Origin of the sequence: Paraclostridium tenue, from assembly GCF_039521565.1 — a bacterium.
Lineage (GTDB): Bacteria > Bacillota > Clostridia > Peptostreptococcales > Peptostreptococcaceae > Paraclostridium > Paraclostridium tenue.
In genome coordinates this window covers 1-16,430 of record NZ_BAAACP010000011.1, presented here as the reverse complement: position 1 = coordinate 16,430, position 16,430 = coordinate 1, and the positions used below count along the sequence as shown (strand labels likewise).

The 16,430-nt window shown below is 25.2% G+C and carries 15 protein-coding genes; 1 reads left to right on the top strand and 14 read right to left on the bottom strand.

The annotated features are described in order from the left end of the window. Positions 1–726 precede the first annotated feature (726 nt). The 12 genes from ABFX13_RS09620 to ABFX13_RS09565 form a co-directional block, all read right to left on the bottom strand. Positions 727–2,211, bottom strand: coding sequence for a WD40/YVTN/BNR-like repeat-containing protein (locus ABFX13_RS09620; RefSeq protein WP_346045391.1), 1,485 nt, complete (start codon positions 2,209–2,211; stop codon positions 727–729). 313 nt (positions 2,212–2,524) lie between these two features. Then, a complete protein-coding gene (locus ABFX13_RS09615) occupies positions 2,525–2,974 on the bottom strand; it encodes a GNAT family N-acetyltransferase (protein ID WP_346045389.1) in 450 nt (149 codons plus the stop codon). Between the two features lie 20 nt (positions 2,975–2,994). Continuing rightward, a complete protein-coding gene (locus ABFX13_RS09610; RefSeq protein ID WP_346045387.1) occupies positions 2,995–4,257 on the bottom strand; it encodes an MFS transporter in 1,263 nt (420 codons plus the stop codon). Between the two features lie 170 nt (positions 4,258–4,427). Next, on the bottom strand, positions 4,428–5,051 hold the full coding sequence (locus ABFX13_RS09605) for a hypothetical protein (RefSeq protein ID WP_346045384.1): 624 nt from the start codon (positions 5,049–5,051) through the stop codon (positions 4,428–4,430). 137 nt (positions 5,052–5,188) lie between these two features. Then, positions 5,189–5,881: a ferric reductase-like transmembrane domain-containing protein gene (locus tag ABFX13_RS09600; RefSeq protein ID WP_346045382.1), complete on the bottom strand. Its 693-nt coding sequence runs from the start codon at positions 5,879–5,881 to the stop codon at positions 5,189–5,191. Positions 5,882–6,064: 183 nt separating this feature from the next. Beyond that, a complete protein-coding gene (locus ABFX13_RS09595) occupies positions 6,065–6,547 on the bottom strand; it encodes a dCTP deaminase/dUTPase family protein (protein ID WP_346045380.1) in 483 nt (160 codons plus the stop codon). Between the two features lie 129 nt (positions 6,548–6,676). Continuing rightward, positions 6,677–7,567, bottom strand: coding sequence for an FAD-dependent oxidoreductase (locus tag ABFX13_RS09590; RefSeq protein ID WP_346045378.1), 891 nt, complete (start codon positions 7,565–7,567; stop codon positions 6,677–6,679). A 4-nt stretch (positions 7,568–7,571) separates the two neighbouring features. After that, positions 7,572–8,993 (bottom strand): NAD(P)/FAD-dependent oxidoreductase, encoded by a 1,422-nt coding sequence (locus ABFX13_RS09585; RefSeq protein ID WP_346045375.1) that lies wholly within the window; start codon positions 8,991–8,993, stop codon positions 7,572–7,574. Between the two features lie 331 nt (positions 8,994–9,324). Then, positions 9,325–11,376: an ABC transporter permease subunit/CPBP intramembrane protease gene (locus tag ABFX13_RS09580; RefSeq protein WP_346045373.1), complete on the bottom strand. Its 2,052-nt coding sequence runs from the start codon at positions 11,374–11,376 to the stop codon at positions 9,325–9,327. Continuing rightward, positions 11,366–12,169 carry an ABC transporter ATP-binding protein gene (locus ABFX13_RS09575; RefSeq protein ID WP_346045370.1) on the bottom strand — a complete coding sequence of 268 codons (804 nt, stop codon included), beginning with the start codon at positions 12,167–12,169 and terminating at the stop codon, positions 11,366–11,368. The genes ABFX13_RS09580 and ABFX13_RS09575 overlap by 11 nt, the downstream gene beginning before the upstream one ends. Before the next feature lie 249 nt (positions 12,170–12,418). Beyond that, positions 12,419–12,829, bottom strand: coding sequence for a PH domain-containing protein (locus tag ABFX13_RS09570; protein WP_346045367.1), 411 nt, complete (start codon positions 12,827–12,829; stop codon positions 12,419–12,421). A gap of 117 nt (positions 12,830–12,946) precedes the next feature. Further along, entirely contained in the window at positions 12,947–13,741 is a 795-nt protein-coding gene (locus ABFX13_RS09565; protein WP_346045365.1) for an EcsC family protein, read from the bottom strand. A 195-nt stretch (positions 13,742–13,936) separates the two neighbouring features. On the opposite strand from ABFX13_RS09565, the gene ABFX13_RS09560 reads away from it, so the two are divergent. Then, positions 13,937–14,569, top strand: a complete 633-nt coding sequence (locus ABFX13_RS09560) for a biliverdin-producing heme oxygenase (RefSeq protein ID WP_243207757.1) — start codon at positions 13,937–13,939, stop codon at positions 14,567–14,569. Positions 14,570–14,658: 89 nt separating this feature from the next. Here ABFX13_RS09560 and epsC read toward each other — a convergent pair whose 3' ends face one another. Beyond that, positions 14,659–15,174 carry a serine O-acetyltransferase EpsC gene (gene epsC / locus ABFX13_RS09555; protein ID WP_346045362.1) on the bottom strand — a complete coding sequence of 172 codons (516 nt, stop codon included), beginning with the start codon at positions 15,172–15,174 and terminating at the stop codon, positions 14,659–14,661. A 37-nt stretch (positions 15,175–15,211) separates the two neighbouring features. After that, entirely contained in the window at positions 15,212–16,102 is an 891-nt protein-coding gene (cysK, locus tag ABFX13_RS09550; protein ID WP_346045360.1) for a cysteine synthase A, read from the bottom strand. Positions 16,103–16,430: the final 328 nt, after the last annotated feature.

Below are 16,430 nucleotides of genomic sequence, written 5' to 3'. Positions count from 1 at the left end.
ATCCATCTCCCTTGTTAAGTTTTTGTTTAGTCATTTTATGATATCAACCTTGTGCTTAAGTAATATCAGCTTTATTCATAGATAAATATTAATTAAGACTTCAGATTGATATTTTTTTAATTCTTATTATGAAAATCAAGATAAATATTTCACAATCCAAATTAAAATTTAATGTAAATTTTTTTATATTAATTGTATAACCAACAAATTAATACTTTTTAAATTGTAAATTTTTATTTATCTTACTGGTAAAAATTTGAAAATTAAAGATTTGTTTCAGATTTAAAAAAGATTTTGTATACAAAATTTTATTTTGTTGCTTAAAACATAATTATGTTTGTTTCTACAATATAGATGGTATAGGTAGATAGTTAGATTGTCAACTTTTTCCATAAGTAAATATTTTAAGTACTAAAATTAGTATAGATATAATCTATAATAATTTTAGTACTTAAAATGTACAATATTAATTTTAACTATATAATAAAAACCGTATCAATTACTTGAGATACGGCTTTTCATTATACCTACCATATAGGGTTATTTATATTAATTTTTTATTATATATAATAAATACTTTTTTGACTTTTGTATTTATTTTTTCTATTAATATATTTTGTCAAAAAGCAATTGAAATCGACAATTTAACATATATTTTTTTAAAAAATCTAATTAAAATTTTTATAATTTATATAATAAATTTAATCCTTTTTTATAAAAATATTTTTAATTACTACTTTTAACTTCTTTTACATATTCCCATGTTTTACCCTTATCCTTAGATTTATAAAGTAAACTACTATTCCCATTATAGTCTCCATCAGCTCCTTGTTCTACATTTACATATAACACTTTATCTTTTTCATAAGGAACCTTTGGAAAATCAAAGGGATTAAATGAATCTTTATTATCTAGCTTAACTGATTTATTTTCAAACTCTATCTTATTAAAAGACTTTCCTCCATCTTCTGTTCGATATAGTTCTCCTTCACAACCACCATTTCTAGATGCTCCTATAAAGCCTATATTTTCATCAACAAAATATATTCCTGAAGCCTCTCCAACAGGTCCATTAAACGGATCATCATTTAAAACAAACCAGTTGCTACCTCCATCAGTAGTTTGTTGTAATGAATAAAAAAAGCTACCCGTTGCCTTATCTTCTACATTTAATTTATATCTAACTCCATCATGTAAATAAAATTCATCATTAATATTTGAATTTCCAGTTACAATATCCCACTCCTTCTTATTTTCCTTTAACTCATCTTCTTTTTTAGTATTTTGAAACTTAAACCAATATGAATCAGTTAATAAATTATATCTAACAGGAGTTATTTCATCCTCTTTTCCTGGGACATATATTGAAACTGTATATCCAACTAATTTATCTCCGGCTAACTCTATAGGTACTTCATTTCCATTTTTATTAATTAAAACAATTCCTTCTCTATTACCTTCCCAGTTTCTTTTACCCTTATAAAGTAATCCAAATTCACTTGCATCCCATTTGCTAACTGTGTTTTTTATAGAAATACACTCAACTGTTTCAAATAAAGGATCAAGCAATTTATCATTACTATAAGTAGCATTTACAACACCATTTAATATAAGTTTTATATCTTTTGATTTATCTTTATCATAATATATTAAATAATTTACTTCTTTTCCATACTTATCTTTACCGTAAATAAAGGTTTCAAAGTATGTAATTGTTCCATCTTTTTTAAATTTGACGCTTAAATCATCTGATATATATAATTTTTTAGGTAATTCATATTTTTTATTTATATCTTCAAAAATACCCTTTACTCCATCTTTATAGATATTATTTTTTTCAAATTTAACACTTCTTTCACTTTGTAATCTTTTTATAACCCATGCAAGTTTTCCCTCATAGTTAGTTGCACTTTTATAGATTTTTACTCCATAAAATGAAGTTATTATAATAATGATTATAAGCGAAATATATTTCCACATTTTCAAATTTAGTAATTTAAATTTACATTCTTTACTTTTTCTCACTCTTATTGTATAAAAAATAATCATAGTTATAAAAAATACTACACATGCCATTATAATATAAATATTATTATTAAATCTTCCATACATGCACAAAGTAGTTAATTCATAACAGAAAACCCAATATACAATTAATATTATCGGATTAGTTATAAATTCCCTAATTATTCTTTTTAATTTGTCCTTCAATCTATTCCCCCCTAGTTGAATTTATTTAGACATATTTTAATTTATCTATAATAATATATCATAATATTGGAAAATTTAATAGAAAATGGACAAATGAATAAGTTTTATTTTTTAGTTTATTTTCATCTAATAGTGAAATTAAGTTTAATCTTTTTTTAATTCCAATTGAGTACGCCATACTTAAAATAATTATTGATATAATAATATACACTATAAGTTTAATCATAATATCTACCCCTTTATTATATGAAAATTTATAACATCACTAAATTAAATTTATATACGAAAAATAGAGGATTATATCCTCTATTTTTTAATCTTTAAACATTTGAATGTACCATGTTTTATAATTATGTTTTTTATAAAACCCAATTATATTATCCATATCTTTTGTAGCTGAATAAATTAAAGATTTTTCAATCCCATTTTCCTTAGCAACTTCTAAAATTTTATCTAGTAAAATACTTCCTACCCCTTTTTTTCTACTTTCTTCCAAGATGTAAATATCATCTATTTCAATGTAAAATTGCCCATTAGGTATTATAGACATATTTTTAGCTTCATGAATTGTTCCATAAACAAACCCTATAATATTATTATCTAATTCAGCAACTAAAAAATATTTACCTAATTTTGATTCTAAGTAACTTAGTTTTGCTGGAACAAAACCGTAAGTTATATCTTCATTTGCCCATTTTCTTTGTAACTTTTCAATTTTTATTAAATCTTCATATTTACATTCTCTAATATTTACCTTATCCATAATATCCCCCATAGCTACTTCTACATTTTCATAAGTTCTTCTAATTTATCATGTTCACTATCATATTCTATAAATCTTTTTAAATTTTTTATCTTAACATAAAATAAACTTACAATAAAACAAGCAGAAAAAGTCATAATTAATACAACCCTAACTGGCATTAAATCTCCTAAAATTCCTGCTATCAATTGACCAATTGGTGCTAATCCCATACTTATAGTTGAAGTTATAGCTATAACCTTACCTCTTATATTTGCTGGTACAATAATCGTACTAGTAGTTGAAAAAATAGTATTCATAATTACATTGAAGAAAAAACTAAAAAATAAACACATAACCAAAACTATATAACTATTAGTAATCATACTTAATAAAAATAATGAAGTACATCCTAAAAGTGAAAAAACAAACACCATAAATTTTTGTTCTCTTTTTATATTTTTAATTGATAATAATATACTTCCACTAACCATACCCATAGATAAAAACATCATAGCAAAGCCATATCTCTCTGTTCCTAAAAATTCAGTTTCTTTAAAATATGGAATTAATAGTATCATACCTGCATTTGCAAAAAAATTTATCATAGAAGAACATATAAACATTTTCTTATATACTTTAAAATCTTTTATAAAATTAAGCCCTATCTTAAAATCTTCTTTAAAAGTTATTTCTTTTTCTTCTCTTTTTAATTTTGGAATAGTTATAAACATTTCAGTAAAAGCTGAAAATAAATATGAAAGCCCATTAAATAAAAACATGTAAGGAGCTCCTATTAATACGTAAAGTACTCCTCCTGCTGCATATCCTATCATATCTATTCCAGCTTGTGCTAAACTCGTTACAGAATTAGCTTTTATAAGCTTATCTTCTGGTACTATATCTGGTTTACTAGAATTTATTGCAGGATTGAAAAATGCTGAACATAATCCATTAATAATTCCTACAACAAAAACCATCCAAACTTGAATAAATCCCATTACCCCAGCTATTCCTACAAAGGTTACAACAATACCTCTTATTAAATCAGTTAAAACAATTACTTTTTTTCTATCCCACTTATCTATAAATACACCTGCAAAAGGTCCTAAAATTATCCTTGGCATCATTGTTATTGCACTTAAAAGTCCCATAAGTGATTTAGAACCTGTCATTTCTAAAATCCAAAAATCTAGTGCCATAATGTATAAAACATCTCCTAGCACTGATACTAGTTGACCTTGCCAAAGTAGAAAAAAGTTTTTATTCCATAGTTTGCCTTCTAATTTTTTCGTAGTATCCAAACTATCCCCCCTTAATTATTTTTTCAATATTTTAAAAATTCTTTTATTAAATATATATTCATTAAATAATATTGACATAACAATTAATAATTTTAATCAATACAAAAATAGTAGATAACATCAATTACTGATACTATCTACTACTTTTATTTCCTCTTTAATCTGAAATTTTAAATTTTACTTATTTTTAAATATATAATAACATCAACCATATTATTTGAAATATCACCACTAGCTTCACTTGGTTTTACAAAATCATTTCCTAAAGCTATTCCATGTGTAACTCTATCTTTTCCTGTACTAAAAGATGCTATTGCCAAATTCTTTCCAAGCTCTATTTTATGCGCTCCTTCAGAAGCATTTTCAAGCATATTCCATGTAACTCCAATATTTTCTCTATTGAATTTAGAAAAATTTAGTCCTTGTGATGTTGAAGCCATAAATTCATCTTTATTATTTTGGCTAATATCAAATGTTAAAATATCTTTATCAGTCTTATTAATACCAATATTTAAATTATCTTTATTATTTTTTATCTCCATTTCACTACTTAATATATTACTAGATTCTTTCAACTTACCATCATTATATACTTCTGAAGTAATACTAACTTCATATTTTCCTTTTTCTAAATTATTTACATCATAAATTCCTATTGAGTTTCCTGTTAGTCGTTCTTTTATTTGTTCTTTTGGGTTTGCAATATCCTTATTTATAGTGATTTCTTGTTTATTTGTACACCCCCCTAGCCCTAATGTCCCTATCATGGCAAATATTATAAAAAGCTTCTTCAAAATTTCTCCTCCTCAAATTTATGTTAATTTATTTTCTGTAAAATTCGACTTATATCTCTAAATATCCTTTTGTATAAAAATAAAAAGATGTAATCTTGTAAATCTACAAAATTACATCTTTTTATTTTTATAAATTTTTACATATTACTTATAGACTTCTTTTTATTTGTTTTTAAAGTTTTTATTGACTTTAATATAAAATAACTACCAAATAGTATTGTATATAAACTTAATCTTAATGTATCAATTTCTTTTTTATTTAAAATCGAAAGTACTATATGTATATAAACTAATAAATAAAATGGATATGCCCATCTTTGCAATTTCTTCCACTTTGTAAATTTCATTTTACTTCTATACTTTTTAAGTGATGTTTTAAATAGTGGTATCATTATTATAAATGCTATTAACCCAACTATTAAATAAACCACGTAAAGTGTTGTTATAGGTTTATGATTTAATAATTTCACCATAAAACGAACTAAATACATTATTACATGTGGGAATATAAGTATAGAACCTAATATTGCAGATTCTGCTCTTATACTTAATAACTTTTTAGTTATCTTCCATTTAGGATTTAATGCTCCTGCAAACATAACTAATATGAAAAATGCTATTGAAAAGTTCCCTTTCATAGACGCTTTTTCAAATTCACCTATAAATCCGTGTAACTTTGCATTTGTTAATAATCTATATATTTCATAGATTATTGTTCCTCCTCCAATTATTGAAGCAACTGTATAAAAAATCTTAGAGTGTTTCTTTATGCTTGATGTAAAAATTAGTGACAAAGCCACTATAAATATTAATGAATAAACTAATCGCATATAAATTCTCCTTTTTTAATTTTTATTAATTATCATTATGTGTTGATAATTAATTTCAATAAGAATTTTATTATATTACTTTAACATTGTCAACACTTTTTGAAAATAATTATCAATATTAATTATTTTTAATCAAAAAAATGTCCCTAAGAAATATTTAATTTCCTAGAGACATTTAATTTATTATTTTTTATCAGTACTTCCAAATCCACCTTTTCTTACTTCGCCAGTTTCAAAATCATCTCCATCAGCTAAAAGTATTGGCATAAATATAGCTTGTCCTATACCATCTCCTACTTTAACTTCCCAAGCTTTTTTGCCTCTATTAACTAATTTTATAAAGTAATGCCCTTCATTAGATTCACAGTTATAGTAATCTCCATCACCTATACCTACTGTATTTGCTAATTGTATTTGGTATTTAAATCCCATACCACTTCTTGGATATAATGCTAACATTTCTCCAACTTGCATATAAGCTTTAAATCCTGTTGGTATAACTATATCTTCACCTGGTTGTAATGTAAAGTTTAATGTACTTTTTATATCATACCCAGCAGCAAACTTAGTTGCTCTTTTAGGTAGTGTTAACTCTTCATATGCTATATGTGCATTTGCTTTTTCAAATTCTTCTTTGCTTACTAATTCAAATCCTCTTATTTTCATTTATGTATCTCCTTTAAAAATATATTTAATATATAATACCATAATCATTTTTTTATAACAAATTAAAAAAGCCAACTAAAAGTGGATAACTTAAAATTGGCTTTAAAACTTAATTATTTATATTAAATTTTAATATATATTTTCTATTAATTGACTACATTCTTTTTCTATATCTTCTATATACTCATGTATATATATTCCATTTCCACAAGCGTATATATTATTTCTTGAAGTCATAAATTTATCATCAACTTCTGGTCCTGTAGTCTTTGGATTTAGTTTAATACCACTTCTCATAGCTACCAATCCATCTGAAAGCATAGGATTTGCAAATATTAAAGTATCACACTTAACTATTTCTTCTTTATCATCTTTAGCTAACTTAACACTACTTATTCTTCCCTCTCCATATATAGCTTCTATACTGTAGTTATCATATATTTTATCAGTTAGACCATAAGTATTAATATCTTTATCTTTAGCTATTATACCTACTACATTTATATTTTTATTTTTTAATTCATCTTTTATCATATATAAAGTTGAATTTCCAGCTATTAAAATATTTTTACCTGGTATCATATTATCCATGCTAAATATCTTCTTAGTCATTCCAACAGTAAGTATTCCAGAGCATCTATCTCCTACCATATTTACAGCTTTTCTTGCTCCTTCTTTACCACCATTTGCTAATATTATATTTTTACCTTTTATCTTTTCTATTCCATTTGTAGGACTTGTACAAAGTACTTCATTATTTTCTTCTATTTTTAATACCATAGTATTTAATTTTATATCTATATTACATTTATCTAGTTCTTTTAATAAAGTTATTTTGTACTCTTTTCCTGTTATATTCTTTTCTTTTCCTATGTTATAATTTCCTAGATTTAAAGCTCCACCTAATACAGGATCCTTTTCTATTAATAAAATATTTTCTATTCCTTTTTTATAAGCATCTATAGAACATAAAATCCCTGCTGCTCCACCACCAACTATAATTAAATCATAATCTCTCATGTCATTAATCCTCCTTAAATCCAACAACTGTAGAAGATTTAGAATTTTTATTTACTTCACTTATATCTATTCCTAGTTCTTTACTTAATATCATACTTATAGGTATAATACATCCACCACCTTGGCATCCACCCATCATAGCACGAGTTCTTCTTTTAACACCATCTATTGTAGTTGCTCCTAATGGTCTTTTTATAGAATCTATAATCTCACCTTCTGTTACAAACTCACACTTACATACCATTTTTCCGTAAGATGGTTTTTTAGCTATTAACTTATTTTTTTCTTCTATACTTAATTCACTCATTCTAATCATTTTAGTTCTAGTTTCTTTAAAGTTTTCTTTTTCATTTAAATTAATACTAGTAGAAACTAAATTAACTACATATTTAGCAATAGCAGGTGCTGCTGTTAATCCTGGTGAGTCTATTCCTATTACATTTATAAAGTTTTTAGCATCTTTAGCTTCTTCTATTATAAAATCTCCTCCACTAACTTTAGGTCTTAATCCACTAAAAGTATTTAAAACTCTATCTACAGGTATATCTTTTATAGTTTTTTTACTTTTATCTAATATTTCATCTATACCTTCTCTTGAAGTTTCTATACTTTTACTAGATTTTGCATTTGGACCCACTAAAAGATTTCCATCTACTGTTGGTGTAACTAAAACACCTTTACTTAGTTCACTTGGAACTTGAAATAAAGTTTTTTCGCATAATGTACCTGCTACTTTATCAAATAAGCAATACTCTCCTTTTACAGGATTTATCTCGTATTTTACTTTACTTACTAAATTATTTAAAAATCCTCCACCTAGACCAGCTGCATTTATAACCATTTTACTTTTTAAAGTAGTTCCACCTTCTAGGCTTAATTCATATATTTCATTTTCTTTTTTTATATCTATAACACCTTGTCCTAATATAAATTCAACACCATTTTCAACTGCATTTTCACCAAATGCCAAAGTCATTTCATAAGGACTTACTATACCAGAACTTTTTACGTATAAAGCTCCTACTACATCTTTGTTTATATTTTTTTCTAAGTTTAATACTTCTTCTTTATTTAAAATTTCTAGACCTTTAACTCCAATTTCTTCTCCATTGGTTTTAAGTTCTTTTACTCTTTTTAATTCATCTTCACTAAAAGCTAAAACTAAAGCACCATTTCTTTTAAAAGGAAATTGTAACTTACTAGCTAACTCATCCATCATTTCATTTCCTTCTAAGTTAAGTTTAGCTTTTAAAGTTCCTTTTTTTTCGTTATATCCACCATGTATAATACCACTATTTGCTTTTGATATTCCTTCTGCTACATCTTCATTTTTGTCAATTACAGCTATATCTAAATCATATCTTGATAATTCTCTAGCTATAGCACATCCTACTACTCCTGCTCCTATTACAGTAATGTCTTTCATATTAATTCCTCCTTTTGTAAAGAGCTTATCTATAATAAATTGTTAATTTTTTCTTTTTATTTATGTATTCATTATACTCCTTGAATAATCATAAGTAAAATTTATAATTTCAATAATATCAATTAATATTTTTAATAATAAAAATTCGCTTCACTCATGTCGCCAACGACTTCGTCCGTTGCTCAAAATCTTTTTTACGCTTAAAACATAGTGCATTGGTATAACTAATTTTCATAGATTATCCACAATTTTTTAGTGAGTGTAATTTCCTTAAGCGTAAAAAAACCAGCCTAAACTTTATAGTTTATAGCTGGTTTTATTTAAATTATGTTTATGCTGTTTTTTTCTTTCCTAATAATTTCGAACCTATTAATATTAAAACTATACTTATAACTATTAATAAACCTAGTTTTAATATATCTAAATTTTTAAAGTTTACAGTTAATAAATTAGATATTTTAACCATTATACCATCATGCTTTGTAGTATGAAGTGAGAATACTGCCATAGCATTATTTAAAAAGTGCATTATCATAGGTATAAATATACATCTACTCTTATAAACTGAATATCCAAGTGCAATACCAAGTATACTTGTAGGTATAACTCTTATAAAATCTATATGCATAAATCCAAACATCACACCACTAAATATTACTGCCCATATTTGAGCTTTCTTTTCTTTATCATGGCTAAGTGATGTAAATAAAAATCCTCTAAAGAATATTTCCTCACATATAGCTGGCATTACTGCTATAGCTAATAGGTTTAAGAAGCCATTATCTATTTTTAAAATATCATTTAAATTTTCAACAATTTGCATATTTTGTGGGAATAAATAAAGTATTAATTGTGTTACAAGGTTAACTATTATAAAAGTTCCAACCCAAAGAATTATGCCACCTAGTACTTGTGATATATTAGGTGCTTTTATATTAAGTACTCTTTTAAAGTCACATTTAATATACCATCCAAATATTAAAGGTAGTGCTATAATCATAACTTGAGTAAGCATTAATCCAGTCATTCCAAACTTAATTTGAATTAGAGTTCCTACATATATTAATAACACTACACCCAAAGCGTATAAAGTAATTCCATCCCCTATTCCAGGCATTGTACCTTTTTTGATATTACTTCTTTTTTCTAGTAATGAAAAACTCTTACTACTTCCAAATAATATTTCTTCAGAATTAAACATCTTAGAAAGTATTAAAACTGATATTATAACAAATACAAGATTTGATATTAAAACCAAAGCTATTAAACTTATATTACTATTAAATGTTAAAACACTTTTAATAAGTAATGATATATTAACTACTGGTATAGTAGCTGTAAAACTATTTAATGTTATATTAGGTATCATAGATACATAAGAAGGTATCATAACTAATAAAGTTACTGGTGTTATATAGTTTTGAGCATCTTTAAAACTTTTAGCAAGTGAACATACACACATGCTTACAGCTGAAACTACCATTGCAAATAAGCATACACATATTAAAGTTATTATACCTGGAATTATCATTTGAGATATATCTATATTAATCATTCCCATTTCAGTTGCCATACCTTGGCTAGTTAATAAAAATGCTATAGTTATAAATATAGATAAAATATTTAGTATAGCCGAAGCTACTGCACAAAGAGATACTGCCATATATTTACCCATAACTAACTCTAGATTTGTTATAGGAAGAGTAAATAATGTTTCTAATGTACCTCTTTCTTTTTCTCCTGCCATAACATCTATTGCTGGATATATAGCACCCATAAGTAATCCTATTATTAATACAAAAGGAAGTATTTGCCCTAATAAATGACCTGCTAATTCTTCATTTTTAGCTACATCTACAGTTTTATACCTAATAGGTTCTAGAGTAGTTTTAACATCTAATCCACTTTCAGATACTTTTTCTTTAACTAATTCTTCTTTATATTCTTTTAATACATCATCTATTTTATCTTGTGCCATAGATGCTGACTCTTCAGATGAGTCTATATATACTTTAAACTCCTTAATTCCATTTTTTTCAGTCATATCAATATATGCAGCTATTTTACCATCATTTAAATCCTTTTTATAATCTGTAGTTTTTACGATTTTAAAATCTCCAGCTTCACTATTATCTTTTTTTCTAGATTTATTACTATCATCTATAATTTTTGAAAGTATTTTGTCTGGTAATTTATTAAAAGCTATATTTATATTTTCTTTTTCCATACTATTCATCGACATCATCATAACTTGAGTCATACCTACCATAAGTATTGGGTATAAAAGTATAGGCAGTACTATCATCATAAATATAGTCTTTTTATCTCTTAATATATCTAATATTTCCTTTTTAAATATCTGCTTTACTATTTTAGTCCTCAAATAAATCACCTCTTTCACTTGCAAGAGTTATAAATACATCTCTTAAATTGTTAGTATTAGTTTTTTCTTTTAATTCTTTAGGAGTTCCCATTGCTATTACCTCACCTTTGTGAATCATCATTATTCTATCACATAAAGTTTCGGCTTCTTCCATATAGTGAGTTGAGTATAAAACAGTTTTTCCTTTTTCTTTTTCATTTTTCATGAAATCTATTATAGATTTACTACTTATTACATCTAGCCCCAGTGTTGGCTCATCAAATATGTATACTTTAGGTGAATGAATCAAACATCTTGCTATTGAAGTTCTTTGAGTTTGACCTGTAGATAAATTTTCTATTCTGTTGTCTATAAAACTTTCCATATCCATTATATCTATTACTTGTTTTATAGATTTTTCAATTTCTTCTTTAGGCATTTCATATAAATTTGCAAAAGTAGTTAATAATTCTCTTGGTGAAAGGCGATTATAAAGCTTTGTATTTCCTGATAAATATCCAATTTCTTTTTTAGCTGCATTTTTATCAAGTGAATAGTCATATCCATCTACATTTATGCTTCCTGATGTGGGGGTTAAAATTCCACCAAGCATTCTAAGTAATGTAGTTTTACCTGCTCCATTTGGACCCAATATACCTAATATTTCTCCTTCTTTTGCTTTGAAAGTAACATTGTTTACTGCTAAAAAATCTTCTTTTTTAGTTTTTAGCTTTGTCAGTCTTTTCTTTTTCTTTGAAGACTCATCTTTTACGACTCTTGTAAAGACTTTACACAAGTTGTTTACTTCTATCATAAACTTCCTCCCCTTGTATTCATATAAAAAAGTTTAATAAATTTTATATCAACTATATACTTATTGACATTAATTTATAAATATAACTTTTACATTAATACATTATTTTCCTTTATTAATTAACATCTTATCATAAATAAATTTATAAATATAGAATATGGAATGAAATACGATTTATTTGGAGTAAAATAAACAAAAAAGCACTTAATAAATTTATTAAGTGCTTTTTATACTTTATATATAAATACTTTATTTAAATAAATAATGCTTTTTAACAAGCTTAACTATTTCTTTAGCTTCTTGAGCTTGAGCCCTTGGAACTTTAAATGAAATAGGTGCATTATATGGTATCCCATTTTGTCCTATAGTTGTATTCCCATCTACACCAATTTTTATATCTACGTCTAAATCAAATGTAGATGCAGATTCAAAAGATATACTTTTTACATTCTTAGAAGGGAAAAATTTTACTTCTACTTTTTTTCCACTAATACCTTGAACATCTACTAAATATATACCATAGTTACTTAATATTATGGAATCTCTTATAAATGTAAATGCTTGTATTATTTCTTCCCCATCAATTAAGTAATCTTTTATTTTATCCCCTGCTGAATTGTCTATTGATCCATATCCTGCTAACTTATTAAAAAAAGCCATATTTTAAATCTCCTCCAAAATTAATTATTTGTATATACACAGTATCATAATTTCTTAAAATTTACAATATTTTTGATATTTACTGTTATAAATTAAAACTTATTGTAAATATATAATTTATTTAAAATTTCTTTTACTCATAATGTGCTTATATTTTTTAGATATCCAACTTTCTTTTTCTATTATACAATTTCCTGTATTTAATAATCTCATATGATAAGAATATATAGCATATTCACCTAATTTATCTACCAACTTATGATTTACATAAGCTCCCACAAAAGCTCCTATACCTGGAACTTGTTGGAGAAGTTTTGCTAAATCTATGTAATCTCTATATTCTTGTTGAAAACTTCTCCAATCAAATTCATTTATATTATCTGATAAAGTATCTTTAAATTCATCAAAATTCTCCATTTTTTTAAATATAGTATTTACATGATTTTGACTTGAAAAAGCTAATTGAAAAATGTTTAATATATATAATCTTTCTTTATAATCTTTTGTATCAAATCCATATATACTAGCAATTTCATAAAGAAGTTTTATCTTTATGCTAAGAAGCAATGGAAAATCAGCAAGCCCTATTAAAATTCCTCCAGCACCAGTTCCTGCTCCTTCTAACATAGCTGTTTTTTTATATAATCTAATTTTTTCATAAGCAAGTTCATCTCTTTCTTCTAATGAAAGATTTTTTATTGGAGGTTTTGTAGTATATTTAGATCCAAATAAAACTACTTTAGTCATATTTTTTATAGCTGTTGTTATTATGTTGTGATATTTCTCAGGTAATATGGAATTTATTTTATTTTGAGTTTCTTTAGATACTTTATTTATAATAGATGGTTTTTTTCTCATTTTTTCTTTCCATGTTTCTAATTCTTTTAATTTTATATGGTTATAGTCATTCATTTTATCACCTATCTTTAATTATCAAAGTTAATCTTTAAATTTTAATATAATTTATTATACACTTAAATCTTATGAATTTATTATTTAAATATATTAAAAATATATACAAAAATTAAATTTTTAGTTTAGAATTAAAGCTCAAGGGGTAATTAACTAAATAGATAATCACAAATTTAAAAGAAAGAAGATGATTTTATGGACATGAATTTCCTAAAAGCTATTCAAAAAAGCACAAAAAAATTACATAGTATGGCTGAGAATACAGGATTCATAAAAAGATTAGTTAGTGGAGATGCTACTACACAAACTTATGGAGAGTATATCTACAATCTTTATTTTGTTTACAAGGCAATAGAGGAAAATCTAGAAAAACACAAGGATAATGAAGTTTTAAAAGAATTTATAATTCCTGAAATTTTTAGAGCAGAGTCTTTATTAAAAGATTCAAAATTTCTATTGGGTGACAACCTTGATTCTATAGAACTTTGTGATTCAACAAAAGTTTTTGTTGCTAGATTAAATGAAATATCTAATATAGATCCAAACTTATTAGTTGCTCATGCTTATACTAGATATTTAGCTGATTTATTTGGTGGTAGAACAATCTTTGAAATAATAAAAGGTAAATATAATATAGAAGATGATGGTCTTAACTATTATATGTTTGATAAAATACCTGATTTAAAAGCATTCGTAATGGAATATCATCAAAGACTTGATTTAATAAAATTAAATGATGAAGAAAAAGAAAAATTCTTAAATGAAATTTCTCTTTCATATATTTTCAACATAAGTATTTCTAATGAACTAGAATATATTAGATTTTAGTTTATAAACTTATATTACGACGTACATTATTTTTTAAGTTTAAAAATTGATAAAAGGATGATTTTAAATTTAGAATCATCCTTTTTAATTTATTTATTATTTATTATCTTACCTGGTATTCCAACTACTGTACTATTTTTAGGTACATTTTTTAAAACTACAGAATTTGCACCAATCTTTGAATTATCACCTATTGTTATTGGGCCTAATACCTTAGCTCCAGCACCAATTATAACGTCATTACCAACTGTTGGATGTCTTTTCCCAGTTTCTTTTCCTGTTCCACCTAAAGTTGTTCCATGATATATAGTTACTCGATTTCCAATAACTGCAGTTTCACCTATAACAACACCCATTCCATGGTCTATTAATATCGCACTACCAATTTTTGCTCCTGGATGAATTTCTATACCTGTTATAAATCTATTTATTTGTGATATTAATCTAGCTATAAAAAACATTTTATGTTTGTAAAAAAAGTGTGCTATTCTATGTGATATTAATGCATGAACTGATGGATAAAGAAAAAAAACTTCTATCTTAGACCTTGCAGCTGGATCATTTTCAAGTATATATTCAATGTCATCATTTATCTGTTTAAACATATTATCCTCCAATTTTTAGTTTATATTTAAAGTTCAACTAAAATATGTTCATAGATAAATACTTTTCTATTCCATCAGGAGCTATAGTTACTATTTTTTTACCTTTATTTTCTTTTGCTATTTTAATACTTGCAAATACATTTGCTCCAGATGATATACCTACTAACACGCCTTCTTTTTCACCTATTAATTTAACAGTGTTTATTGCATCTTCATCACTTACAGTTACTATCTCATCTATAACACTCATATCTAAGTTTTTAGGTATAAAATTAGCTCCTATACCTTGTATTTTATGGGCTCCACTATAACCTTTTGATATTAAAGGAGAACTTTCTGGCTCCACACCAATAACTTTTATATTTTTATTCATTTCTTTTAAATATCTAGCAACACCACTTATAGTTCCACCTGTTCCTATACCACATACAAATATATCTATATCCTTAACATCTTCATATATTTCTACAGCTGTTGTTTTGTAGTGTTTATTAGGATTACTTTCATTTTCAAATTGTTTTAATGATTTATAATTCTCATTTGAATTTACAAGTTCTAATGCTTTATCTATTGATGCCTGCATTCCACCTTCACCTGTAAGTACTATATCTGCTCCATAAGCTTTCATTAAATCTCTACGCTCTTTACTCATAGAACTTGGCATAACTATTATTATATTAAGCCCTTTTATTTTTCCAATCATAGATAAAGCAATTCCTGTATTCCCACTAGTTGCTTCTACTATTGTATCTCCTTTTTTAATTTTTCCTTTTTCCATAAGGTCTTCAATCATACCTAAAACTGCTCTATCTTTTATACTTCCACCTATATTGTATTTTTCAAGTTTTAAATATATATTATTTTCTATATTGTTTAATTTAAGTAATGGAGTTTTTCCTATAAGTTCTAAAATATTATTGTATATCATATTGCCCTCCTATGTTTTAGTAATTACATAAAATTTATATTTATAATAAATAGTATTAGCTAATTTATAAAATTGTTAGAATTTATTTTTATAATATTACTAAACCAATCGACAATTTTCAACAAATATAGAATATTTCTATATTAATATATATTCAAATAGAAACATTCTATATTTTCAATATATTTAGATATTACAAAATATAAAATAAAAAAAGTGTAACCATCTATAAAATGGATCCTATATAGTGGACACGAGAAAAAGCGTGTCTATCTATGTAAGATCTTTTTTTATAAAATATTAACTGAGGAGTGATTAAAATATGACT